Annotated in this window: 18 protein-coding genes; 13 read left to right on the top strand and 5 right to left on the bottom strand. The window is 72.2% G+C overall.

Annotation, left to right across the window (positions count from 1 at the left end):
- Positions 1-20: 20 nt before the first annotated feature.
- Complete coding sequence (locus AB0D53_RS22345) at positions 21-1,019, top strand: DNA-3-methyladenine glycosylase 2 family protein (RefSeq protein ID WP_362449234.1); 999 nt, start codon at positions 21-23, stop codon at positions 1,017-1,019.
- A gap of 25 nt (positions 1,020-1,044) precedes the next feature.
- On the opposite strand, the gene AB0D53_RS22340 is transcribed toward AB0D53_RS22345, so the two are convergent.
- The 3 genes from AB0D53_RS22340 to AB0D53_RS22330 all read right to left on the bottom strand — a co-directional run bounded on the left by AB0D53_RS22340 (position 1,045) and on the right by AB0D53_RS22330 (position 3,973).
- Positions 1,045-2,367 carry a coenzyme F420-0:L-glutamate ligase gene (locus AB0D53_RS22340; protein ID WP_362449232.1) on the bottom strand — a complete coding sequence of 441 codons (1,323 nt, stop codon included), beginning with the start codon at positions 2,365-2,367 and terminating at the stop codon, positions 1,045-1,047.
- Positions 2,364-3,320: a 2-phospho-L-lactate transferase gene (gene cofD / locus AB0D53_RS22335; RefSeq protein ID WP_362449230.1), complete on the bottom strand. Its 957-nt coding sequence runs from the start codon at positions 3,318-3,320 to the stop codon at positions 2,364-2,366. The genes AB0D53_RS22340 and cofD overlap by 4 nt, the downstream gene beginning before the upstream one ends.
- 113 nt (positions 3,321-3,433) lie before the next feature.
- Positions 3,434-3,973 (bottom strand): cysteine dioxygenase family protein, encoded by a 540-nt coding sequence (locus tag AB0D53_RS22330; protein ID WP_362449228.1) that lies wholly within the window; start codon positions 3,971-3,973, stop codon positions 3,434-3,436.
- Between the two features lie 716 nt (positions 3,974-4,689).
- Here AB0D53_RS22330 and AB0D53_RS22325 point away from each other — a divergent pair.
- From AB0D53_RS22325 to AB0D53_RS22315, 3 genes are all read left to right on the top strand, one after another.
- Positions 4,690-4,953, top strand: coding sequence for a WhiB family transcriptional regulator (locus AB0D53_RS22325; protein ID WP_030927001.1), 264 nt, complete (start codon positions 4,690-4,692; stop codon positions 4,951-4,953).
- Between the two features lie 348 nt (positions 4,954-5,301).
- A complete protein-coding gene (locus AB0D53_RS22320) occupies positions 5,302-9,153 on the top strand; it encodes a glycosyltransferase (protein WP_362449226.1) in 3,852 nt (1,283 codons plus the stop codon).
- Positions 9,150-10,691, top strand: a complete 1,542-nt coding sequence (locus AB0D53_RS22315; protein ID WP_362449224.1) for a DUF5719 family protein — start codon at positions 9,150-9,152, stop codon at positions 10,689-10,691. The genes AB0D53_RS22320 and AB0D53_RS22315 overlap by 4 nt, the downstream gene beginning before the upstream one ends.
- Before the next feature lie 34 nt (positions 10,692-10,725).
- Here the strand turns inward: AB0D53_RS22315 and AB0D53_RS22310 are convergent, their stop codons facing one another.
- The gene (locus AB0D53_RS22310; protein WP_329815301.1) at positions 10,726-11,154 is read right to left on the bottom strand and encodes a metallopeptidase family protein; all 429 of its coding nucleotides are present in this window, start codon (positions 11,152-11,154) and stop codon (positions 10,726-10,728) included.
- Between the two features lie 366 nt (positions 11,155-11,520).
- On the opposite strand from AB0D53_RS22310, the gene AB0D53_RS22305 reads away from it, so the two are divergent.
- The 8 genes from AB0D53_RS22305 to AB0D53_RS22270 all read left to right on the top strand — a co-directional run bounded on the left by AB0D53_RS22305 (position 11,521) and on the right by AB0D53_RS22270 (position 20,520).
- Positions 11,521-11,898 (top strand): DUF3499 domain-containing protein, encoded by a 378-nt coding sequence (locus AB0D53_RS22305; RefSeq protein ID WP_362449222.1) that lies wholly within the window; start codon positions 11,521-11,523, stop codon positions 11,896-11,898.
- A gap of 63 nt (positions 11,899-11,961) precedes the next feature.
- The gene (locus tag AB0D53_RS22300; RefSeq protein ID WP_362449220.1) at positions 11,962-13,362 is read left to right on the top strand and encodes a phosphomannomutase/phosphoglucomutase; all 1,401 of its coding nucleotides are present in this window, start codon (positions 11,962-11,964) and stop codon (positions 13,360-13,362) included.
- 771 nt (positions 13,363-14,133) lie between these two features.
- Entirely contained in the window at positions 14,134-14,316 is a 183-nt protein-coding gene (locus tag AB0D53_RS22295) for a Trm112 family protein (protein WP_072488362.1), read from the top strand.
- A 73-nt stretch (positions 14,317-14,389) separates the two neighbouring features.
- Entirely contained in the window at positions 14,390-15,526 is a 1,137-nt protein-coding gene (locus tag AB0D53_RS22290; RefSeq protein ID WP_362449218.1) for an SIS domain-containing protein, read from the top strand.
- Positions 15,527-15,702: 176 nt separating this feature from the next.
- The gene (gene manA / locus AB0D53_RS22285; RefSeq protein ID WP_362449216.1) at positions 15,703-16,884 is read left to right on the top strand and encodes a mannose-6-phosphate isomerase, class I; all 1,182 of its coding nucleotides are present in this window, start codon (positions 15,703-15,705) and stop codon (positions 16,882-16,884) included.
- 87 nt (positions 16,885-16,971) lie between these two features.
- Positions 16,972-17,979, top strand: a complete 1,008-nt coding sequence (locus AB0D53_RS22280; RefSeq protein WP_362449214.1) for a cation diffusion facilitator family transporter — start codon at positions 16,972-16,974, stop codon at positions 17,977-17,979.
- Positions 17,980-18,287: 308 nt separating this feature from the next.
- The gene (gene ahcY / locus AB0D53_RS22275; RefSeq protein WP_362449212.1) at positions 18,288-19,745 is read left to right on the top strand and encodes an adenosylhomocysteinase; all 1,458 of its coding nucleotides are present in this window, start codon (positions 18,288-18,290) and stop codon (positions 19,743-19,745) included.
- A gap of 163 nt (positions 19,746-19,908) precedes the next feature.
- Positions 19,909-20,520 (top strand): hypothetical protein, encoded by a 612-nt coding sequence (locus AB0D53_RS22270; protein WP_362449210.1) that lies wholly within the window; start codon positions 19,909-19,911, stop codon positions 20,518-20,520.
- On the opposite strand, the gene AB0D53_RS22265 is transcribed toward AB0D53_RS22270, so the two are convergent.
- On the bottom strand, positions 20,517-21,458 hold the full coding sequence (locus AB0D53_RS22265) for an RDD family protein (RefSeq protein ID WP_362449208.1): 942 nt from the start codon (positions 21,456-21,458) through the stop codon (positions 20,517-20,519). The genes AB0D53_RS22270 and AB0D53_RS22265 overlap by 4 nt on opposite strands.
- A 120-nt stretch (positions 21,459-21,578) precedes the next feature.
- On the opposite strand from AB0D53_RS22265, the gene AB0D53_RS22260 reads away from it, so the two are divergent.
- Positions 21,579-22,586 carry a stage II sporulation protein M gene (locus AB0D53_RS22260; RefSeq protein WP_362449206.1) on the top strand — a complete coding sequence of 336 codons (1,008 nt, stop codon included), beginning with the start codon at positions 21,579-21,581 and terminating at the stop codon, positions 22,584-22,586.
- Positions 22,587-22,962: the final 376 nt, after the last annotated feature.

Genomic DNA, 22,962 nt, shown 5'->3' with positions numbered 1-22,962 from the left:
CGACGACCGAGGACCTCACCGTGGCAGGACGATTCACCCCCCGCAGCGCTCCCCGCGCGGCCGTCCCGCACCAGGCGGCGGCCCCCGCGGCGGACGCGCTGACCCGTGAGTGGACCCCGCCCGGCCCCTTCGACCTGCGCCTGGTCGTCGGCCCACTGCGCCGGGGCCCCGCCGACCCCACGTACCGGATGACCGCGGACGGCACGGCCTGGCGGGCCAGCCGCACACCCGCGGGCCCCGGCACCGTCCGCCTCACCCCCCGGGGCGGCCGGATCGAGGCGGCGGCCTGGGGCCCCGGGGCACCGTGGCTGCTGGACCGGCTCCCGACGCTGCTCGGCGCGACGGACGACCCGGACGCCTTCCGCCCGCGCCACCGCCTGCTCGCCCTGACCCGGCACCGCCGCCCCGGCCTGCGGCTGCTGCGCACCGGCCTGGTCATGGAGTCGCTGATCCCCTCGATCCTGGAACAGAAGGTCACCACCGACGAGGCCTACCGCGCCTGGCGTCTCCTGGTCCGGGGGCACGGCACCCCGGCGCCCGGCCCCACCGGCCACGCCGCGTTCGACGCGCTGGGCCTGCACGTCATGCCGGACGCCCGCACCTGGTCCCTGGTCCCGTCCTGGGAATGGCACCGCGCGGGCGTCGACGCCAAACGCTCGGGCACGATCCTGCGCGCGGTACGCGTGGCCCGCCGCATGGAGGAGGCGGCGGCCATGGAGCTCCCGGAGGCCATGGCCCGGCTGCAACTGGTCCCGGGCATCGGCCCCTGGACCTCGGCCGAGACGCTCCAGCGCTCGAACGGCGCCCCGGACGCGGTCACCGTCGGCGACCTCCATCTCCCCGGCATCGTCGGCCACGCCCTGGCGGGCAACCGGGACGCCGACGACGAGGAGATGCTGGCCCTCCTGGCCCCGTACGAGGGCCAGCGCCACCGGGCGACCCGCCTCATCCTGCTCTCGGGCCGGACCCCGGCCCGCCGCGCACCGCGCATGACCCGCGGCGACATCGCCCGCCTGTAGGACCAGCCGGAACCCGCGCCCGGTCTCAGCGCACCTCGATGAACGCCTCCGCGTCCCGCCCCGGCCGCGCCGCGGGCCCGGCCGCCGCGTGCCCCACCGCCACCGCCCCCAGCGGATCCCAGCTCTCCGGCAGTTCCAGCACCTCGCGCACCACGGAGCGGCAGAACATCGTCGACGACACCCACGCCGAGCCCAGCCGCTCACCGGCCAGCGACACCAGGAAATTCTGGATGCCGGCCCCTGCGGCGACCACGAACATCTCGCGCTCCGCCGTGTCCCGGCGCTCGTCCCCGTACGTGTGGGAGCCGTCCATCACCAGACACGGCACCACCAGATACGGCGCCCGGCGCAGCACATCGCCCCGCCGCACCCGCCTGGCGACCGACTCCTCGCTCCTGCCGTCGCGCCGCAGATCCGCGATCCACGCGTCCCGCATCGCGTCGAGCAGCCGGGTCCGCGACTCCTCGGACTCCAGCAGGACGAACCGCCACGGCGTCGTGTGATGCGGCGCGGGCGCCGTCACCGCGGCGGCCACGGCCCGCCGCACCGCACCCGGGTCCACCGGGTCGTCGGTGAACTCGCGCACCGTACGCCGCAGGGTCACCGCCTCCCGTACCGCCTCCGACGTGCCGAGCCGGAACATGTCGTCGGCCGCGACCCGCACCATCGCACGGGCACCACCGGCACCGGCCGGGTCCACCACATGACCGAGCCCCCGCACGACCGCGACGGGCAGTCCGTCCGCCTTGCCCTTGACCAGGTCACCGGCCGAGGCCAGTTCGTCGGCGGTGGCGACCACGGTGGCGCTCAGCGGATTGCCGTACGCGTCCGTGCCGCCGCGCAGATCGTCCAGCACCCTGACCCCGGCCGCCCCGATCGCCACATCGGTCAGCCCGTTGCGCCACGGGCGCCCGAAGGTGTCCGTGACGACGACCCCGACCTCCACGCCGAGGGTGTCCCGCAGCCCGTCGCGGATCGTCCGCGCCGAGGCGTCCGGGTCCTCGGGCAGCAACAGCACCGTCCCGGCGGGGGTGTTCGAGGCGTCGACCCCGGCCGCGGCCATGACCAGCCCCTGCCGGTTCTCCACGATCCGCAGTGTGCCGCGCCGCGCCACCACCCGTACGGTCTCGGCGTCGATCGCAGCCTCGCGGTCGGTGGCCTCGACGATCCGGCCCTCCGCCTTGGAGACGATCTTCGAGGTGACCAGCAGGACGTCGCCGTCGACGAGACCCGGCCCGGTCGCGGCGATCAGCTTCGCCAGGTCGTCCCCGGCCTGCACCTCGGGCATCCCGGACAGTGCCCAGACCCGGTACGAGGGCGCCGCACCGGAGGCCGTGCCGGCGCTCATGCCCGTACGTCCTCGGCGAGCGCCAGCGCCTGCCGGGCCATCTCCGCCGTCGTGCCGACATCGGTCATCATCAGCGGCACGGAACGGCAGCGGATGCCCGCGGCCTCCACCTCGCCGACCGCCCCGGCGTCCACCGTGTCGACGAGCCAGCCGTCGAGCAGCCCGGAGCCGTAGTGCCTGGCCACGGCCGACGCCGTCGACTCGACTCCCACCGCGGCGAGCACCTTGTCCGCCATGCCGCGCACCGGCGCGTCCCCGACGATGGGGGAGAGGCCGACGACCGGCACCCCGGCCTCGGCGATGGCCTCCCTGATGCCGGGCACGGCGAGGATCGTCCCCACCGACACGACGGGGTTGGACGGCGGGAAGAGGATCACGTCCGCCCCGGCGATGGCCTCCAGCACTCCGGGGGCCGGCTTCGCCTGCTCGGCGCCGACCGGCACGATCGCCTGCGCCTCGACCGAGGCGCGCAGCTTCACCCAGTACTCCTGGAAGTGGATCGCTCTGCGCTCACCGTCCATGTCGACCGCTACGTGGGTCTCGACCCGGTCGTCGGACATCGGCAGCAGCCGCACCCCGGGCTTCCAGCGCGCGCAGAGCGCCTCGGTGACGGCGCTCAGCGGATAGCCGGCGCCCAGCATCTGCGTGCGGACGATGTGTGTCGCGAAGTCACGGTCGCCGAGCCCGAACCACTCCGGCCCCACGCCGTACGCCGCGAGCTCCTCCTTGACGTGGAAGCTCTCGTCCGTACGTCCCCAGCCCTGCTCCTCGTTGATGCCACCGCCGAGGGTGTACATCACGGTGTCGAGGTCGGGGCAGACCTTCAGCCCGAACAGATGGATGTCGTCACCGGTGTTGCCGATCACCGTGATGTCCGCGTCGGGCGCGGCCTGCTTGAGGCCACGCAGGAAACGAGCACCACCGATACCGCCGGCCAGAACCACAATGCGCATGCAGACAGTCTGTCAGGCGAAGGCTGATCCTTGCCGGGGTGGTGGTGGGCGACGGGTGGGCTGTCGGGCGAAGGCTGGTCCTTGCGGGGTGGTGGTGGGTGACGGGTGGGCTGTCAGGCGGGTACGACGTCCGCGGCGGCCGGGGCGCATTGGGCCGCGTGCATCGGCATCTCGGTCAGACCCGGGTAGTAGATGTGCAGACTGACGGCCGGTTCGAGGGAGTCGTTGACCACTTCGTGCGCATAGCCGGGAGCGAAGACCCGCTGCGCACCTGAGTCCAGCGCGCGGGTGGCGCGCTCGGTGCGCTCGGTCAGCCGGCCGTCCAGGACGGTCAGCACGCCGGAGGACAGGCCGTGGCCGTGGAGTCCGCTGCCCTGGCCGGGCACCCAGCTGAGCAGCCAGACCTCGTAGCCGAGTGGGGCCTGCCCTGCCCCTGCGGAGCCGAGAGGTCCCGGAACGGAGCGCAGCCGGTGGTACCAGCGGGTGGTGGTGTCGTAGCGGACGAGCGGTGCCCACTGCGCGCGGTCGGCGGCGATGGAGCGGGCGAGTCCGACGAACTCGGAGACGGTGGAGGGGTGCTCGCGGGCCGGCTGGAGGAGGTGCTGGACCTCAAGGATGTCGCCGGCGATCTGGAGGTCGCTGTCGCTGTTCATGGGTGAGGTGATTCCTCGGCATGGGGGGTGCGTGTGCGGGGTGTCGCGGAGACCGGAGGACCTCGGTCACAGGGAACGCCGGAGAAGGAAGACGTCCCGCGGATGCGGAAGTACTGCGGAGGGCCTCTGCGAGAGGAGCTGGATCAGAGCCGGTGCCCTGAGGGCATCAACAGCTGTGACAGCTGGAACAGCAACAGCGGGCCTGGACAGCGGTGCGGAACCCACGGACGTGGGTGGCGTACATCGCGGCAGTCGCTGGCATGCATTAAAGGAGACCGGCTCGATCCGCCGCTGTCAACCTGGTGCCCGATTTGGGGGTAATGTTTCACCTCATCCGGTTACCGGATCCGGGGAAGGGTTTGCGTGGCCATCGCGACGGAGATGTGGCGCATCGACCGGCCCCCCAAACGTCATTGACGCCCCGTGACCCGACTGTGATCTTGATCGCTTCGGTGACCGAATCGAAACATCGGGGTGGCTCCGCTCGTCTCACTCGGTGAGAAGCCGGGGCGCGACGAGACGCATGGCATATGTCAGGTTTTTGGTGATTTGCACACTTTCCGCATAGGCTTGGTTCCGCAGAGTGAATACCTGGGCCAATAGCAGATCTTCGCTTGACTGGCCCGGAGCTACACACTTGTAATTTCACTCGTGTCGTTCGGTCGCGATCAGTAACGACCGCATGACGGGACGCAAGAGACAGACGAGGGGCGCACATGACCGAGCTGTTCCAGCAACTGCTGGTCGAGGACGCGGACGAGGAACTCGGCTGGCAGGAGCGCGCACTGTGCGCCCAGACCGATCCCGAGTCCTTCTTTCCCGAGAAGGGCGGATCCACCCGCGAGGCCAAGAAGGTCTGTCTCGCCTGTGAAGTCCGTTCCGAGTGCCTGGAATATGCCCTTTCCAATGACGAACGCTTCGGAATCTGGGGCGGTCTGTCGGAACGTGAACGGCGCCGCTTGAAGAAGGCCGCCGTCTGACCGCGGAGCACCGCGACAACCGCCCGCGGAACACCGCGGCGACGAGAACACCTCACCGCCGGACACCCCGGCCGCCGAGCATTGCCACCGCCGAAGACCCGGACCGCGACCGACCATGGCCCGCCGCCTGCGCCCCGCCCGCAGACGACGGGCCATCGCCGTACCCGCCGCGACTCCACCACCGCCCGGCCGCGGCCCCGTTCGAGCGCTCGGCGCCGTCGCGGTTGTCCGTACCGTTAGTGTGGGGCCCCGTCCGAGACGCGCCAACGCCCCGACGGGGCGCGCGCGTACACCGATGCAGCCCCCGGGGTGACGCCCCCCGGACCCGGCCGGAGGGCCCGTACCTCGATGTCCGTGCACAGCCAATCGGCGGCGCCGTACGCGGCCGCCACCGCCCCCGAGTTCCCCCGGCATGTCGTCACCGCCGTGCTCGTCTCCCACGACGGCGCACGCTGGCTGCCCGACGCGCTCGCCGGACTGCTCGGGCAGGAACGCCCCGTACAGAACGTCGTCGCCGCCGACACCGGCAGCGCCGACGACTCCGCGCAGCTGGTCACCGAGGCGCTCGGCGCCGAACGGGTCCTGCACCTCGCGCGCCGTACGAGCTTCGGCACCGCCGTCGACGAGGCGACCCGCACGGCCGGCGTCCTCACCCCCGAGGACCTGCCGTACCTGAAGCGCCCCAGCAGCTGGGACCCCGCCAGCAGGACCTGGCGCGACGACGCCTACGACCTGCCCGAACTGCCGCACGGCGAACCGGTGCAGTGGCTCTGGCTGCTCCACGACGACTGCGCCCCCGAGCCCGACGCGCTCGCCGAGCTGCTGCGCGTCGTCGACACCGACCCGCACGCCGTGATCGTCGGCCCCAAGCTCCGTGGCTGGTACGACCGCAAGCAGCTGCTGGAGGTCGGTGTCTCCATCGCCAACAGCGGACGCCGCTGGACCGGACTCGACCGCCGCGAGCAGGACCAGGGCCAGCACGACCAGGTCCGTACCGTGCTCTCCGTCTCCACCGCGGGCATGCTGATCCGCCGTGATGTCTGGGAGGAGCTCGGCGGGTTCGACCGCAGGCTGCCCCTGATGCGTGACGACGTCGACCTGTGCTGGCGCGCGCACGTCGCGGGACACCGGGTGCTCGTCGCCCCCGACGCCGTCCTCAGGCACGCCGAGGCCTCGGCCCGCGAGCGCCGCCCGATCGACTGCGCGGGCCGCTCGGTCGCCTCCCCGCACCGCGTCGACAAGGCCGGCGCCGTCTACACGATGCTGGTCAACGCCCGCGCCAAGGTGCTGCCCTGGGTGCTGCTCAGGCTCGTCGTCGGCACCCTGCTGCGTACCCTCGCCTATCTCGTCGGCAAGGTGCCCGGCCAGGCTGTCGACGAGGTCGCCGGGCTCTTCGGCACCCTGCTGCGCCCCGGACGGATCCTCGCGGCCCGGCGCAGCCGCGGCAAGGGCGCCGTCGACCAGACCGAGTTGCGCGGCCTCTTCCCGCCGCCCGGTGCCACCGTCCGCGCCACCGTGGACCAGGTCGCCGGAAACTTCGGCGGCGGCTCCGACGCCGACTCGGGCGGCTCCCGGCACGGCGCCGTGGAGTCCGGCCCCGGCGGCGACGACGCCGACTTCCTGGAGATCGAGCAGTTCGCTCGGCTCAAGCGGATCGGGCGCAAGCCGGGCCCGGTGCTCTTCGCCGTCCTGCTCCTCGTCTCGCTCGTCGCCTGCCGCGGCCTCCTCGGCGGCGGTGCGCTGACCGGCGGCGCACTGCTGCCCGCCCCCGGCGACGTCTCCGCCCTGTGGGACCAGTACGCGGACGGCTGGCACACGGTCGGCACCGGCGGCACGCAGACCGCGCCGCCCTACCTCGCCGTGCTCTCCGCCCTGTCGGCGCTGTTCCTCGGCTCGACCGGCTTCGCGCTCACCCTGCTGCTGGTCTGCTCCGTGCCGCTCGCCGGACTCACCGCGTACTTCGCCTCCCGGCCGCTGCTCGAATCGAGGCTGCTGCGGGCCTGGGCGAGCGTCGCGTACGCCTTCCTGCCCGCCGCGACCGGCGCCCTGGCGACCGGCCGTCTCGGCACCGCCGTACTGGCCGTCCTGCTCCCGCTGATCGCCCGCGCGGCCGTCTCCGCGCACGGCATGCGGGCCGGCGGTGACGCCCGCGGCAGCTGGCCCGCCACCTGGGCGTACGCCCTGCTCCTCACCTTCGTGATGGCGTTCACGCCGATCGTCTGGCCGCTCGCGGTGGCCCTCGGCATCGGCGTGCTCGTACTGCGCCGCGACGACATCACCGCGTACGGGCTCCGCTTCCTCGCCGCGATCGGCACGCCGCTGCTCGTGCTCGCGCCCTGGTCGCTCTCGCTCCTCACCGGTCCGTCCGCCTTCCTGAAGGAGGCGGGCCTCGACATCGGTACGGGCACGGCCTCCGCGCTCGACCTGCTCGGCATCAGCCCCGGCGGCCCGAAGGCCGCGGGCAGCGTGCTGCTGCTCGGCATCGTGCTCGCCGCGCTGGCCGCGCTGCTGCGCGGGGAACGGCAGTTCGCGGTGCGCACCGCGTGGGCGGTCGCGCTCGTGGCGCTGGTCTTCGCCGCACTGGCCAACGGCTCGGGCTGGGCCGGTCCGGCCACTCTCGTCTACGGCATCGCGCTGATCGCCGCCGCGCTGGTCGGCGCGGACGGCGCCCGGATCCGCGTCGCCGAGCTCAGCTTCGGCTGGCGGCAGCCCGTCGCCGCACTCATCGCCCTCGCCGCGGGGCTCGCCCCGGCGCTGGCCGCCGTGGGCTGGATGATCGGTGGCGCGGCGGGTCCGCTGGAGCGGCGCGACCCGGTGCAGGTGCCCGCGTTCGTCGCCGAGGAGAGCACCACCCGCGACCAGCCGCGCACCCTCGTCCTCGGCGGCACCTCGCCCGCCACCGTCTCGTACACCCTGGTACGCGGCTCCGGCGCGCGGCTCGGTGACGCCGAACTGGCCGAGGCGGGCGGCAGCAACAGCCACCTGGACAAGGTCGTGGCCAACCTGGTCGCGGGCTCCGGAGCCGACCAGGGCCGACAGCTCAGCGGCTTCGCGATCCGTTACGTACTGGTCCGCGACGGCGCTCCGAAGGCGATGAGCCGGGTCCTGGACGCGACCCCGGGGCTCAGCCGGCTGAGCCAGCTGGACGGCAGCGCGCTGTGGCGGGTCGACCGCCAGGTCGCCCGGGTCATGATCATTCCGTCCGGCGCCGACGGGGAACCGCTGCCCGTCGGCTCGCGGCCCGTCGAGGCGCACACCAAGGTCCCGGCGGGCGGCCCCGGCCGCGTGCTGCGGATCGCGGACGCCGCCGACCCCGGCTGGCAGGCCACGCTCGACGGCCGCGCGCTGACCCCGAAGACCGTCGACGGCTGGGCCCAGGGCTTCGAGCTCCCCGCCGAGGGCGGCACGCTGGACCTCACGTACGACACCCCGTTCACCCACACCGCCTGGATCTGGGCCCAGTCCGCGCTGGCCGTCGTCCTGCTGGTCCTCGCCCTGCCCGGCCGCCGCCGGGAGATCGACGACGACCTGCCCGAGGAGGCCGGGACGGTCCCCGCGGAGCCGGTCGCCGGCGAGGGACGCCGGGCCCGCAGGCTGCGCGCCGCCGCCCAGGCGGAAGCGGAGGCGGAGGCGGAGGCGGAGGCCGAACCGGCCGGGGAGACGGGGCAGTACATCCCGGCCCAGCAGACGGGGGAGTACACCCCCGCCGAACAGACCGCCGGGCCGCACCCGCACGGAAGCGACGACGAGGACGCCTTCGCCCAGCGGACCGGCGACGAGGACGCCTTCGCCCAGCAGGCCGACACCGGCCAGTACGCGGCGGTGCCCCAGCAGCAGTACGGCGAATGGGACGCGCAGCAGTACCAGGACGCCGGCTACCAGCAGTACCAGGGCGAGCAGTACGGGGACGGCCAGTACGCCCCGCAGCAGGACGGCCAGTACGGCACCCAGCAGAACCACCTGGCCGCCGACCCGTACCAGCAGAACACCTACGACCCGTACGGCTACGCCGCCCAGCAGCAGTACGACCCGCAGGCCCAGGCCCCGTACGACCCCCAGGCGCCCTACGGCGGGCAGGTCGCACCGCAGGGCCAGTACGACCCGCAGGGCCAGTACGACCCGCAGAACCCCGACGAGAACCCCGCCCCGGGCCAGAACCCGTGGCCGACCGGTAACGCATCGCGAGGCGAGTCCGAGTGAAGTCCACCAGCCTGTCCCTCATCGCGGGCACCGTCGCCCTCGCCGCCGTCACCGGATTCGCCGCGCTCACCGCGCCCGGAGACGGGGGCACCGCACCGGCGAAGACCGCCGCGCGGCTGCCGGTGGAACGGTCCAGCCTGCTCTGCCCGGCCCCCGGTCTCTCGGACCTGGCCGAGACGACGTACACCTCCTTCACCCCGGCGGGCGGCAGCGGCGGCGAGGCCGGCACGGCCGAACTGCTGATGTCCACCGCCACCACGTCCGACGGCACCAAGAAGGACGAGAAGAAGGACGAGAAGGACGAGAAGGACGAGAAGGACAAGAAGAAGGCAGGCCCCGGGAAGCCGGTCGTCGCACTCAAGGAACCCGGCAGACCGGCCACCGCCGAGGCATCGGGCGCCGACGCCCCCGCGCTGGTCGGCACCGCCACCGGCCGCCTGGCCTCCGGCTGGACCGCCCAGCAGACCACCACGGTCGAGGCGGGCGGCGGCCGCGGCATGCTCGGCCTCAGCTGCACCGGGCCCGACACGGACTTCTGGTTCCCGGCCGCGAGCACCGCGAAGACCCGCGAGGACTACGTCCACCTGACCAACCCGGACGACACCGCGGCCGTCGCCGACATCGAGCTGTACGGTCCGGACGGCTCCCTCAAGTCCGATGTCGGCGAGGGCATCACGGTGCCCGCCCACTCCAGCGTGCCGGTGCTGATCTCCACGCTGACGAGCGAGGTCGCCGAGGACGTGACCGTCCACGTCACCACCCGTACCGGACGCGTCGGCGCGGTCGTCAGGACCGCGGACGACGAGACCGGCAGCGACTGGCTGGCCGCCTCCACCGGCCCGACGGACACCCTGGTGCTCCCCGGCATCCCCGCGGACGCCACCTCGGTCCGTCTCGTGGCCTTCGCGACGGGCGACGGCGACGCCGATCTGACGGTGAAACTGATCGGCAAGACCGGCGCCATCTCCCCGGTCGGCAACGAGAGTCTCCACGTCAAGTCCCGGATGACCGCGGGCGTCGACCTGAAGGACATCACCAAGGGCGAGGCCGGCTCCCTGCTGCTGACCCCGGCCGGGGGGAAGAAGAACACCCCGGTGGTCGCCGCACTGCGCGTGGTCCGCGGCACCGGCGACAAGCGGGAGGTCGGCTACATCCCGGCGACCGGCCCGGTGGGCGCGCGGGCGACCGTGGCCGACAACCGGGACAAGGGCTCGGTCCTCTCGCTCACCGCACCGGGCGCCACCGCCACCGTGAAGGTCACCGCGTCGGCGGGCAGCGGGGGCGGCGAACAGACCGTCAAGAAGTACACGGTCAAGGGCGGTACGACGCTGGCGGTCACCCCGCCCGTACCGTCCGGCCTCAAGGGCGGCTACGCCCTGACGGTCGAGACGGAGTCGGGCGGCCCGGTCCACGCCGCGCGCACGCTCACCCTCACGCAGAACGGCATCCAGATGTTCACCGTGCAGACCCTGCCCGACGACCGCGGCACGGTCGAGGTGCCCACCGCCGAGCAGGACCTGTCGGTCCTCGACGACTGAGGAAGCCGGTACGGGCGGGACCGCGGGAGGCCCGCTACTCCTGCCCGTACCGCGGATCCACCGACTCCGGCGCGAGCCCGAGCAGCTCCGCGACCTGCTCCACCACGACCTCGTGCACCAGCAGCGCGCGCTCGTCGCGGTTCTTGGTACGGATCTCGACGGGCCGCCGGTAGATCACGATCTGCGCGGGCCGGCCCTTCTCCGCGGAGACCGCACGCCCCAGCGGCACGGTCTCCTCCTGCGTGCCCGGCACGTCGAGCACCATGAAGTCGACATCGGTCAGCTGCGGCCAGCGCCGCTCCAGCCGTTCCACCGAGTCCTGCACGAGATCGCGGAAGTTCTCCGCCCTGCTGACCGAGAGCGGCACCTGGGGCGGGGCGACGGGCCCGCGCATGCCGCGGCCGTGGCGGTCACGACGGCGCGGGCGCGGCTCGGACGGCTGCGGCGGTACGGGACTGTCCATCACTGACGCAGCGTAACTCTCCGAGGCACAAGGGGAACGCCGCTCCCTGACAGGTCATCGCCGTTTCGGCGGCAGCGCACCGGCATACCAGGGACAGAGCACTCCGCCTGTCCAATCCCGAACAATCCGGCCAATCGGGGGCCCGTTTCAGGCCTGCCCCTGACCGCCGATCCCTTGTCGTATGACAGATTTTGTGCCGATCGGTGACCGGAATCATTGTCGGCTGTGCCGGTACTTCTCCGTTCCCGCGCAGGTCAGAACGACTGTCCGGAAGGCGCTTGTGCGGGAGTTCACAGGGCGACACGGTGGGGTGACCTGAGGGAGAGTCGTCGCAGCCCGCTCAAGAGTGCGGTACCGTCCAACATCGTGAGCCCTGTACGTCGCTGTTCGCGCACCGCGTGCGGCCGCCCTGCCGTCGCGACACTGACGTACGTCTATGCCGACTCGACTGCGGTCCTCGGCCCGCTCGCCACCTACGCCGAGCCCCACTGCTACGACCTCTGCGCCGAGCACAGTGAGCGGCTGACGGCACCACGCGGCTGGGAAGTCGTCCGGCTCTCCGATCCCTCCGTGCCCACCCGCCCCAGTGGCGACGACCTCGAAGCGCTCGCCAATGCCGTACGGGAAGCGGCGCGGCCGCAGGACCGTGGCGGCGACGGGAGGGGCGGCGGCCCGCACGCCGCCGATCCGATGGAGGTCGCGCGCCGCGGCCATCTGCGAGTGCTGCGCTCCCCGGACTCCTGAGCCGGGCCCGCGAACCCTCCGGGTAGTTTGGGCGGTCCGCAGAATTCTCAGGAGGACCGGCCCGTGGCTGCTGATCTGTCGCAGATCGTGAAGGCGTACGACGTGCGCGGAGTGGTGCCCGATCAGTGGGACGAGGCCCTGGCCGAGCAGTTCGGGGCGGCGTTCGTCGAGGTGACGGGCGCGGACGCGATCGTGATCGGCCACGACATGCGGCCCTCGTCGCCCGGCCTCTCGGGAGCCTTCGCACGGGGAGCCGCGGGGCGCGGGGCGGACGTCACCCTCATCGGCCTCTGCTCGACCGACCAGCTGTACTTCGCCTCGGGCAGCCTGGGCCTCCCCGGCGCGATGTTCACCGCCTCGCACAACCCGGCGCAGTACAACGGCATCAAGCTCTGCCGGGCGGGCGCCGCACCCGTGGGCCAGGACACCGGGCTGCTGGAGATCCGCGCCCTGGTCGAGAAGTGGTCCGAGGCGGGTGCCCCGCAGCCGGTCGCCGCCCCCGGCACCGTCACCGAGCGCGACACGCTCGCCGACTACGCGGCCCACCTGCTGTCCCTGGTCGACCTGACGTCCGTCCGGCCGCTGAAGGTCGTCGTCGACGCGGGCAACGGCATGGGCGGCCACACCGTCCCCACCGTCTTCGCGGACCTGCCCGTCGACCTCGTACCGATGTACTTCGAACTCGATGGCACCTTCCCCAACCACGAGGCCAACCCCCTCGACCCGAAGAACCTCGTCGACCTCCAGGCCCGGGTCCTGGCCGAGGGCGCCGACCTCGGCCTCGCCTTCGACGGCGACGCGGACCGCTGCTTCGTCGTCGACGAGCGGGGCGAGGGCATCTCGCCGTCGGCGATCACCGCCCTGGTCGCGGCCCGGGAGCTCGCCCGCAACGGCGGCAAGGGCATCGTCATCCACAACCTGATCACCTCGCTCTCGGTCCCCGAGGTCGTCCGCGAGAACGGCGGCACCCCGGTCCGTACCCGCGTGGGCCACTCCTTCATCAAGGCCGAGATGGCCGAGCACGGCGCGATCTTCGGCGGCGAACACTCCGCGCACTACTACTTCCGCGACTTCTGGAACGCCGACACGGGCATGCTCGCCGCGCTCCATGTCCTCGCCGCGCTGGGCGGCCAGCCGGGCCCCCTGTCCGAACTGGTCGCCCGCTACGACCGCTACGCCGGCTCCGGCGAGATCAACTCCACGGTCGCCGACCAGCCGGGCCGCACGGCAGCGGTACGCGCCGCCTTCGCACCCCGCGACGGCGTCACGACCGACGACCTGGACGGCCTGACGGTCACGTCCCCGGACTGGTGGTTCAACCTCCGCGCCTCCAACACGGAGCCCCTGCTGCGCCTGAACGTGGAGGCCCGCGACGAACGGACGATGAGGGCGGTACGGGACGAGGTCCTGGCCCTGGTCCGAACCCAGGATTCCCCGGGCGCCCCCGGCCCTTCTGGCGACTGATCCGGGCCTTCCGGCCCCTCCGGCGCTTGGGGAGCGGGGGTCCGGGGGCGGTGCCTCCGGTTACGGGAAGGGGCGGGCAGGGGACAAGCCCACCGCAGCGCACCACCCACCGTCCCGCACAGCCCTCCCGCCGCCCCGCACTACCTGCCCTGTACGCGCCCGGCGCCGCCCCCACCCGCCGGGCCGCCGCGCGGCCCCGTACCGTCCCGCGCCGTCCCCACCCGCCGGGCCCCGTACCGTCCCGCACCACACTGCCCGGACCCCCACGGCCCCGCACCGCACTGCCTGCCCCGTGCCGTCCTCACCCACCGGGCCCACGCACGGCCCCGTACCGGTCCCCACCTGTCGGGCCCCCGGCCCGTCCCGCGCCGTTCCCACCTGCCGGGCCCCGTACCGTCCCGCACCACACTGCCCGCACCCCCACCCCCACCGCCCCGCACTGCCTGCCCCGTGCCGTCCCCACCCGTCGGGCCCGCACGGCCCCGCGCCGCCCCGACTTGCTGGCCCCCGCACCGTCCGGCACCGTCCCCACCCACCGGGCCCACGCACGGCCCCGTACCGGTCCCCACCCGTCGGGCCTGCGGCCGGTCCCGTGCCGTCCCCACCTGTCGGGCCCCGCGCTGTCCCGTACCGGTCCCCACCCGTCCCCACCTGTCGGGCCCCGCACCGTCCCGTACCGTCCCCACCCGTCGCCCCCGGCCCGCCCCGCACCCCTCCGCACCCAGCGGTAGGCTGACGTCGCCTGATCCGCTGCCCGAAGGGACCCACCCCATGCCGCTCGAAGCCGGCCTCCTGGAGATCCTCGCCTGCCCGGCCTGCCACTCCCCGCTCGACGACCGGTCGGCGGCCGACAGCCCCGAGCTGATCTGCACCGGCCAGGACTGCGGCCTGGCCTACCCGGTACGGGACGGCATCCCCGTCCTCCTCGTCGACGAGGCCCGCCGCCCCGCGTAACGGCGCCGGGTCCCGCGAGGGCCCCGCCCCGCACCCCGCACGGTGACCAGCATGTGATCGGAGGACCGTCCCCATGCTCGACGAGTCGCTGCTCGACGCCCCGGAGGCCCTGGCCCGGGCCGACCGCCGCGGCCTGCTCCGCGGTGCCGCCGAGGCCGGGGCCCGGGTCCGCACCGCCGCCCGGCACGCCGCCGAGGCGGGGATCGACGAGCTGAACCCGGAGGGCCGCCCCCGTGCCGTACTGGTCGCCGGCTCCGGTACCGCCGCGTCCGGTGTCGCCGACCTGATCACCGCCCTGGCAGGCGCCTCCGCGCCCGTCACCCGCATCCACCCCACCGGCGTCGCCCCCGCCCCGGGCGCGATGCGCTGGACGCTGCCCGGCTGGGCCGGCTCCGTGGACCTGCTGCTGATCGTCACGGCCGACGGCTCCGAGCCGGGTCTCTCCCTCCTCGCCGAACAGGCGTACCGCCGAGGCTGCAGCGTCGTCGCCGTCGCCCCACGCCAGTCACCGCTGCGCGAGGCGATCGACGGGGCGCACGGCCTCGTCGTACCGATGGCCTCCGCCCCGCACGGCGAGTACGACGCCGAGACCTCGGCCGCGGGCCCCGGCACGCTCTGGGCCCTGTTCACCCCGCTGCTCGCACTGCTGGACCGGGTCGGCCTGCTCACCGCGTCCGCCGAGGCGCTGCAGAGTGTCGCCGACCGCCTGGACCGCACCGCGGAACGCTGCGGCCCGGCCATCGCCACGTACAGCAACCCCGCCAAGACCCTGGCGGCCGAACTCGCCGAGAGCCTGCCCCTCATCTGGACCGAGGGCGACTCGGCCGCCCCGGTCGGCCGCAGGTTCGCCGCCGTCCTGGCCGAACTGTCCGGCCGCCCGGCCCTCGCCGCCGAACTGCCCGAGGCACTTCCCGCCCACGGCACGCTGCTGGCGGGCACCTTCGCCGCCGGGGCCGACCCCGACGACTTCTTCCGCGACCGCGTCGACGAGCCGGAGCCGCTGCACGCCCGCGTCGTACTGCTCCGCGACCGCCCCACCGGAGGCCTGAGCGCGGCCCCAGCCGCCCGCGAACTGGCCCTCGGCCATGACACCGCGATCAGCGAGCTCGAACCCGGCGAGGGCACCGAGCTCGAAGCCCTCGCCGAACTGCTCGCGGTCACCGACTTCGCCGCCGTCTACCTGGCCCTCGCCTCCGCATCCGGCGCCTGACCCCCAAGCCCCGGCCGACCGCACCCATCGCACCCCAACAAGCGCTCCCACCCGGTGCAAACCCAACCAAGAGCGCCCCCACTTCCCGAGCACAGAGCACAGAACCCCCCTACTTCCCAAGCACAGAGCACAGAGCACAGCACCCCCGATCCACGCATCTCACAAGGACGAACACCATGGACCGGCTCTCCAACACCGTGCGCCCTTACGCCTGGGGCTCCACCACCGCCATACCCGAACTGCTCGGCGTCGCCCCCACCGGCGAGCCCCAGGCCGAGATGTGGATGGGCGCCCACCCCGGCGCCCCCTCGCTCCTCACCCGCACAACCGCCGCCGGAGAGGCCGGCCCCGAACAGCCCCTCACCGAGGTCATCGCCGCCGATCCCGAGCGCGAACTCGGCCGGGCCACCGTCGAGAAGTTCGGCCCCCGCCTCCCCTTCCTCCTCAAACTGCTCGCCGCGGGCGCCCCGCTCTCCCTTCAGGTCCACCCCGACCTCGCCCAGGCCAAGAGGGGGTACGAGGACGAGGAGCGCCGGTCCGTCCCCATCGACGCACCCCACCGCACGTACAAGGACGCCAATCACAAGCCCGAGCTGATCTGCGCGCTCACCCCCTTCGCCGGACTGTGCGGTTTCCGCCCGCCCACCGAGGCGGCCGAGGCGATGGCGGCACTCGGCGTCGACCCCCTCAAGCCGTACGTCGACCTGCTCGGCGCCCACCCCGAAGAGGCCGCCCTGCGCGAGGTCCTCACCGCGATCCTCGGCGCCGACCCCGCGGAGATGGCCGAAACGGTGCACCTGGCCGCGGCCGCCGCCGAACGCCTCGGCGGAGCCCACGCCCCGTACGCCCGGATCGCCCACCACTTCCCCGGCGACCCCGGTGTCATCGCGGCGATGCTGCTGAACTACGTGGAACTCCAGCCCGGCGAGGCACTGTTCCTCGGAGCGGGCGTCCCGCACGCGTACCTCGACGGCCTCGGCGTCGAGATCATGGCCAACTCGGACAACGTGCTGCGCTGCGGACTCACGCCCAAGCACATCGACGTCCCAGATCTGCTGCGCATCGTCCGCTTCGAGGCGACCGAGCCCGGCATCCTGCGCCCCGAGGCCTCGCCGTCCGGGGAGGAGTTGTACGAGACGCCCGTGGACGAATTCCGGCTCTCGCGCTTCGACCTCTCGCCCGGAGCCGCCCCCGTCGACCTGACCAGGGACACCCCGCAGATCCTGCTCTGCACCGGGGGAGCCCCGAGGGCGGGCGAAATCGATCTCGCACCCGGAATCTCCGTGTTCGTACCCTCCGGCGAAAAGGTCGAAGTGTCCGGTACGGGAACCCTGTTCCGCGCCACAGTGGTGGCCTGACGTACCGTCCGCCTCAGCGACTGCAACAATGTCCGGCCGTACCGCGGCGCCAGGGCCGCGGCATCGAAGAAGGGACACCAGGCACCCATGAGTGCGTCAGGCGGAACCAAGGCGATCGTGGCGGCACTCGGCGCCAACCTCGCGATCGCAGTGGCCAAATTCGTGGCGTTCCTGTTCAGTGGCTCGTCGTCGATGCTCGCGGAGAGCGTCCACTCGGTCGCCGACTCGGGCAACCAGGGCCTGCTGCTGCTCGGCGGCAAGAAGGCCCAGCGCGAGGCCACCCCCCAGCACCCCTTCGGCTACGGCCGTGAGCGCTACATCTACGCCTTCCTCGTCTCCATCGTGCTCTTCTCGGTCGGTGGCATGTTCGCCGTGTACGAGGGCTACGAGAAGATCAAGCACCCGCACGAGATCGAGGCCTGGTACTGGCCGGTCGGGGTGCTGGTCTTCGCGATCATCGCCGAGGGCTTCTCCTTCCGTACCGCCATCAAGGAGTCCAACGAGACCCGCGGTTCGCTCTCCTGGAAGGAGTTCATCCGCCGCGCGAAGGCACCCGAACTCCCCGTCGTCCTCCTGGAGGACTTCGGCGCGCTGATCGGTCTGGTGCTCGCCCTCGGGGGCGTCGGCCTGGCCCTCGCGACCGGCAACGGCGTCTGGGACGGCATCGGCACCCTCTGCATCGGTGTCCTGCTGATCGTCATCGCGATGGTGCTCGCCGCCGAGACGAAGTCCCTCCTGCTCGGCGAGGCGGCCGGCGCCGACCAGGTCGAGAAGATCAAGGCCGCGGTCGTCGACGGCGACACGGTCACCGGCATCATCCACATGCGTACGCTCCACCTCGGCCCGGAGGAACTCCTCGTCGCCGCCAAGATCGCCGTGCAGCACGACGACACGGCCACCGAGGTCGCCAACGCCATCAACGCCGCCGAGAGCCGGATCCGCGCCGCGGTCCCGATCGCCCGGGTCATCTACCTGGAACCGGACATCTTCAGCGAGGCCGCCGCCGCAGCCGGCACCAACCCCGGCAAGGCCCCTGACGGAACCCCCGCCGACAGCCCGGATACTCCGGACACCCCGACGGAATCCGGCCACTGACACTCCTCTCCATCCGTCCTCCCTCCCGCTCCCCGTACGTCGTCCAGGCCGCCGCTCGACCACCGCTCGACAGCCTCCCGGCCGCGTCCCGTCCCGAGGCGGGCTGGGAGAGGCTGGGCCGATCGGTGTAGATTCGACGGCAGTGTCAGACGTCGCTGCTGATGGCGGTCGATCGGTCCGTACGCGCGGACCGGCCGAGGGAGAGAGGGCCTCCGACGGACTGCGCTGCGAGCGCCCGGGCATTCGTGTGCCCGCCGCCGCAGAGCCATCCGTGCCCCACCTCGACCCATTACGAGGAGCAGCCCGTTATGACGACGGTCGCCAATCGACAGGACTTCAAGGTCGCCGACCTCTCCCTCGCGGTGTTCGGCCGCAAGGAGATCACCCTCGCCGAGCACGAGATGCCCGGCCTGATGTCGATCCGCAAGGAGTACGCCGCAACGCAGCCGCTGGCCGGCGCCCGCATCACCGGCTCGCTGCACATGACCGTGCAGACGGCCGTGCTGATCGAGACCCTGGTCGCCCTGGGCGCCGAGGTCCGCTGGGCCTCCTGCAACATCTTCTCCACCCAGGACCACGCCGCCGCGGCCATCGCCGTCGGCCCGAACGGCACCCCGGAGGCCCCGGCGGGCGTCCCGGTCTTCGCGTGGAAGGGCGAGACGCTCGAGGAGTACTGGTGGTGCACGGAGCAGGCCCTGACCTGGCCGAACACCCCCACCGGCGGCCCGAACATGATCCTCGACGACGGTGGTGACGCCACCCTCCTCGTCCACAAGGGCGTCGAGTTCGAGAAGGCCGGCGCCGCACCGGACCCGTCGACCGCGGACAGCGAGGAGTACGCCCACATCCTCACCCTGCTGAACCGCACCCTCGGCGAGGCCCCGCAGAAGTGGACCCAGCTGGCGTCCGAGATCCGCGGCGTCACCGAAGAGACCACGACCGGTGTGCACCGGCTGTACGAGATGCACCGCGACGGCACCCTCCTCTTCCCGGCGATCAACGTCAACGACGCCGTCACCAAGTCCAAGTTCGACAACAAGTACGGCTGCCGCCACTCGCTGATCGACGGCATCAACCGCGCCACCGATGTCCTGATCGGCGGCAAGACCGCCGTCGTCTGCGGTTACGGCGACGTGGGCAAGGGCTGCGCGGAGTCCCTGCGCGGCCAGGGTGCCCGCGTGATCGTCACGGAGATCGACCCGATCTGCGCCCTGCAGGCGGCGATGGACGGCTACCAGGTAGCCACCCTCGACGACGTCGTGGGCCAGGCCGACATCTTCGTCACCACGACGGGCAACAAGGACATCATCATGGCCGCCGACATGGCCAAGATGAAGCACCAGGCCATCGTCGGGAACATCGGCCACTTCGACAACGAGATCGACATGGCCGGCCTGGCGCAGATCGACGGCATCGTCAAGGACGAGGTCAAGCCGCAGGTCCACACCTGGACGTTCCCCGACGGCAAGGTCCTCATCGTGCTGTCCGAGGGCCGCCTGCTGAACCTGGGCAACGCCACCGGCCACCCCTCGTTCGTCATGTCCAACTCGTTCGCGGACCAGACCCTGGCCCAGATCGAGCTGTTCACCAAGCCCGAGGAGTACCCGACCGATGTCTACGTGCTGCCCAAGCACCTGGACGAGAAGGTCGCCCGTCTCCACCTCGACGCGCTCGGCGTGAAGCTCACGACGCTCCGCCCGGAGCAGGCCGCGTACATCGGTGTCGAGGTCGACGGCCCGTACAAGCCCGACCACTACCGCTACTGATCCCGCCCGTCACTGACCGCGCTCGTCACCACCGGTCAGTGACGACCGGCCGCTGACAGACGGAACAGTCTCAGCAGCAGTACGAGCGCAGGCCCCCGCACCCCCGTGCCGGGGGCCTGCCCCGTACCGCGTCGGCTCAGCCCGAGGAACCCCGAAGGACCCCATGCCCCGCGGCCGATATTCGCTCCACGATCTCCACGATCACACCCCCCTCGGCGAAGAACACTTCCAGTGCGCACCCGGACCCTCCGGCTGGCGCTACCTCTCCCGGACCACCACCCCCTCCGGCGACCACCTCGGCTCCGTCGACCTCACCCTCGACGAACTGGGCCGTCCCATCCGCCTCGAACTCCATGCCGCGAGCTGGCAGGTCCGCGGCGCCGCCCTCGAAGGCGTCACCTGGGTCCGCACCGATCCGACCGGCACTCATGCCACCGAAGGCAATGTGCGCGCCCACGCCTTCACCGGCACATCCCCCGCGTTCCTCGTCGCGACCGCACGACTGCTGCGTCTCACCCCCGATTCCCCCGCGACGCGCGTCCGCCTGGTCGCCTTCACCGACCCGGTCCTCGCGCCCCGCACCGTCGACCAGTCCTGGGCCCTGGTGAAGAGTGAAGCGCACGCCACTGACAACGGACCCCTGACTGTGGACGAATACCAGGTCAGCGCCCTGGACACCGGCGAACAGCACACCGTTCACATCGCCGGCGACGTGGTCCTCGCGGCCCCGGGCATCGAGCTCGAAGACCTGGAGTCCCCGCCCTCACCGCTCTAGGCAGGCGGCGCGAACCCCGTGGCGGCAGGCGGCACCCGCCCGTCCTCCGCCCCCGGTTCCGGCACCGGCGCATCCGCCTTGGCAGTCCCCGTGGAAGGCACGGCCCCGACCGGCGCCCAGCCGGCAGCCGCCCCACTCACCGGCCGCCCGGTCTGCCCCTCGAAACCACCGCGAGCAGCCCCGTCCCGGGCGGCGGCGAACACCTTCCGGGCATCCCGCGCCTGCCGCTCGTTCACCACCGCCGCCAGATACGCCCCGGCCGGCACCCCCTCCGGCACCGGCACCCCGGTCCGCGCCGCCAGCTCCCCGGCCAGCCGCTCCGCCATCGACCAGCCCACCCGAGCATCGAGCTGATGCATACGGGTCAGGTACTGCCGTACGGCGAGCCACAGCGAGTCCGGCACCGCCGACAGATCCAGCCCCGCGAACCGCCCGACCAGCCATGGCGGCGGAGGCGGCACGGCAGCCGCCCGCCCCGCGGGCACCCGCTCCCGAACGACGAGCGTTCCCGCGAACACATCCCCGAGACGCCGCCCCCGCTCCGACACCAGCGAGGCGATGCACGCGACGACCCCGAACGTCATCAGAATCTCGACGACGCCCATGGCCCCCCGTACCAGCGCATGCCGGAACCGGATCGGCCCCCCGTCGTCCCGGACCACCCGCAGCCCGCATGCCAGCTTCCCCAGCGAACGCCCGTGGCTCAGCGTCTCCACCGCGATCGGCCCGCCCACCAGCACCAGCAGGAAGGCCGCGACGGACACCGCCGCGAGTGCCGCGTCGTCCAGCGTCGCCGTCGCGATGGCCAGACCGATCGACACCAGGACGAACACAGTTCCCACCACGGCCAGATCGATGGCCAGCGCCAGCGCCCGACTCGGAAGTTTCGCCGGCCGCAGTCCCAGCACGACCGCGTCCCCGGTCACCAATTCACTCATCGCCGCCCCACCCTTCGCCGACCATCCCTGCCCCTCGGGGCCTCAGTCTGCCAAGCTGACCCGCAGCGCGCCGCCGTAGTACGAACCCGTACGCACCCATGCCTGGAGCAGCAGCCGATCATGGATCTCGATGTCTTCGTGACCGCCCACCGCACCCAGTGGGACCGCCTGGACCATCTCCTGCACCGCGGGCGCCGGCTCACCGGCACGGAAGCAGACGAACTCGTCGAGCTCTACCAGCGCACGGCCACCCATCTCTCGCTCCTCCAGTCCAGCACCCCGGACCCGATGCTCACGGCGCGCCTCACCCAGCTCGTGGCCCGCGCCCGGGCCACGGTCACCGGCACCCGCAGAGCTTCCTGGCGCGATGCCGCCCGCTTTCTCACCGCGGGCTTCCCCGCCGCTGTCTACCGGTCCAGGCACTGGTGGATACCGACGGCGGTTCTCTCCACCGTGCTGGCGGCGGTCATCGGCTGGTGGATCGGTACGCATCCGGAAGTCCAGTCCGCCATCGCGGCTCCGGACGACCTCCGCCGCATGACCAGCCCGGGCGGGGAGTACGAGACGTACTACTCCAGCCACCCGGCTGCCTCGTTCGCCGCACAGGTATGGACGAACAATGCCCAGGCCGCAGCCATGTGCCTGGTCCTGGGAGCGTTCCTCGGCATCCCGGTGATCTGGATCCTGTTCATCAACGTGCTCAACCTCGGGGTCGGCATCGGCCTGATGTCCTCGGCCGGTCGCCTCGACACCTTCCTGGGGCTGATCCTCCCGCACGGCCTGCTCGAACTCACCGCAGTCTTCGTCGCCGCGGGTACCGGCCTGCGCCTGGGCTGGACGGTCATCGACCCGGGTCCGCAGAGCCGGCGATCCGCCCTCGCGCAGCAGGGCCGTGCCGCGATCGGCATGGCCATCGGCCTCGCGCTGGTCCTGTTCGTGTCCGGCGTCATCGAAGGCTTTGTCACCCCCTCCGGTCTCCCGACCTGGGGGCGCATCACCATCGGCATCGCAGCCGAGCTGGCCTTCCTCGCCTACGTCTACATCCTGGGCGGCCGAGCGGCGAAAGCCCGTGAGGGCGGCGACATCGATGCACCTGAACGGAGCGCCGAGCTGCCGGTCGCCGCCTGATGTGCGTACGACCCCGCTGACCTGCTAGTCTCCTCCTCGCCCCGAAAAGCCATTGACATGGCCGACGTGGGGAGGTAGATTTTAACGGTTGCCTCGGACTGGACAAGTCCGGGCCCAGCAGTTAGCATCTGTCTCGCTCTCACCGGAAATTGAATTTCCGCAGAGCCATTGATTCCTTACTCCGAATCGCGAAGCCGATTTTCCGGCCGAATGTTTCTGATAAAGTCGAATCAGTCGAAAGGCAAAGACTACTTCAACGGTCACCGGAATCTGAAATTCGAACCGGAAACGGAACGAAAAAGAGTCTGGTAAGGTTGGAACCGCCGGAAAGGGAAACGCGAAAGCGAAGAACTGGAAAGCGCAACCCGCTTCGACC

The organism is Streptomyces sp. NPDC048295 (assembly GCF_040652135.1).
Taxonomy (GTDB): domain Bacteria; phylum Actinomycetota; class Actinomycetes; order Streptomycetales; family Streptomycetaceae; genus Streptomyces.
The sequence above is the reverse complement of the archived record's forward strand: the minus strand, read 5'-3'. Positions and strand labels throughout refer to the sequence as shown.

Bases quoted from the DNA above. Each gene is read 5' to 3' on its own strand.
- AB0D53_RS22310 (WP_329815301.1), bottom strand. From the start codon at position 11,154: ATGGACAGTCCCGTACCGCCGCAGCCGTCCGAGCCGCGCCCGCGCCGT.
- AB0D53_RS22280 (WP_362449214.1), top strand. From the start codon at position 16,972: ATGAGTGCGTCAGGCGGAACCAAGGCGATCGTGGCGGCACTCGGCGCC.
- cofD (WP_362449230.1), bottom strand. From the start codon at position 3,320: ATGCGCATTGTGGTTCTGGCCGGCGGTATCGGTGGTGCTCGTTTCCTG.
- AB0D53_RS22290 (WP_362449218.1), top strand. From the start codon at position 14,390: ATGCTCGACGAGTCGCTGCTCGACGCCCCGGAGGCCCTGGCCCGGGCC.
- AB0D53_RS22320 (WP_362449226.1), top strand. From the start codon at position 5,302: ATGTCCGTGCACAGCCAATCGGCGGCGCCGTACGCGGCCGCCACCGCC.
- AB0D53_RS22330 (WP_362449228.1), bottom strand. From the start codon at position 3,973: ATGAACAGCGACAGCGACCTCCAGATCGCCGGCGACATCCTTGAGGTC.
- AB0D53_RS22295 (WP_072488362.1), top strand. From the start codon at position 14,134: ATGCCGCTCGAAGCCGGCCTCCTGGAGATCCTCGCCTGCCCGGCCTGC.
- AB0D53_RS22340 (WP_362449232.1), bottom strand. From the start codon at position 2,367: ATGAGCGCCGGCACGGCCTCCGGTGCGGCGCCCTCGTACCGGGTCTGG.
- AB0D53_RS22270 (WP_362449210.1), top strand. From the start codon at position 19,909: ATGCCCCGCGGCCGATATTCGCTCCACGATCTCCACGATCACACCCCC.
- manA (WP_362449216.1), top strand. From the start codon at position 15,703: ATGGACCGGCTCTCCAACACCGTGCGCCCTTACGCCTGGGGCTCCACC.
- AB0D53_RS22325 (WP_030927001.1), top strand. From the start codon at position 4,690: ATGACCGAGCTGTTCCAGCAACTGCTGGTCGAGGACGCGGACGAGGAA.
- AB0D53_RS22260 (WP_362449206.1), top strand. From the start codon at position 21,579: ATGGATCTCGATGTCTTCGTGACCGCCCACCGCACCCAGTGGGACCGC.
- AB0D53_RS22265 (WP_362449208.1), bottom strand. From the start codon at position 21,458: ATGAGTGAATTGGTGACCGGGGACGCGGTCGTGCTGGGACTGCGGCCG.
- ahcY (WP_362449212.1), top strand. From the start codon at position 18,288: ATGACGACGGTCGCCAATCGACAGGACTTCAAGGTCGCCGACCTCTCC.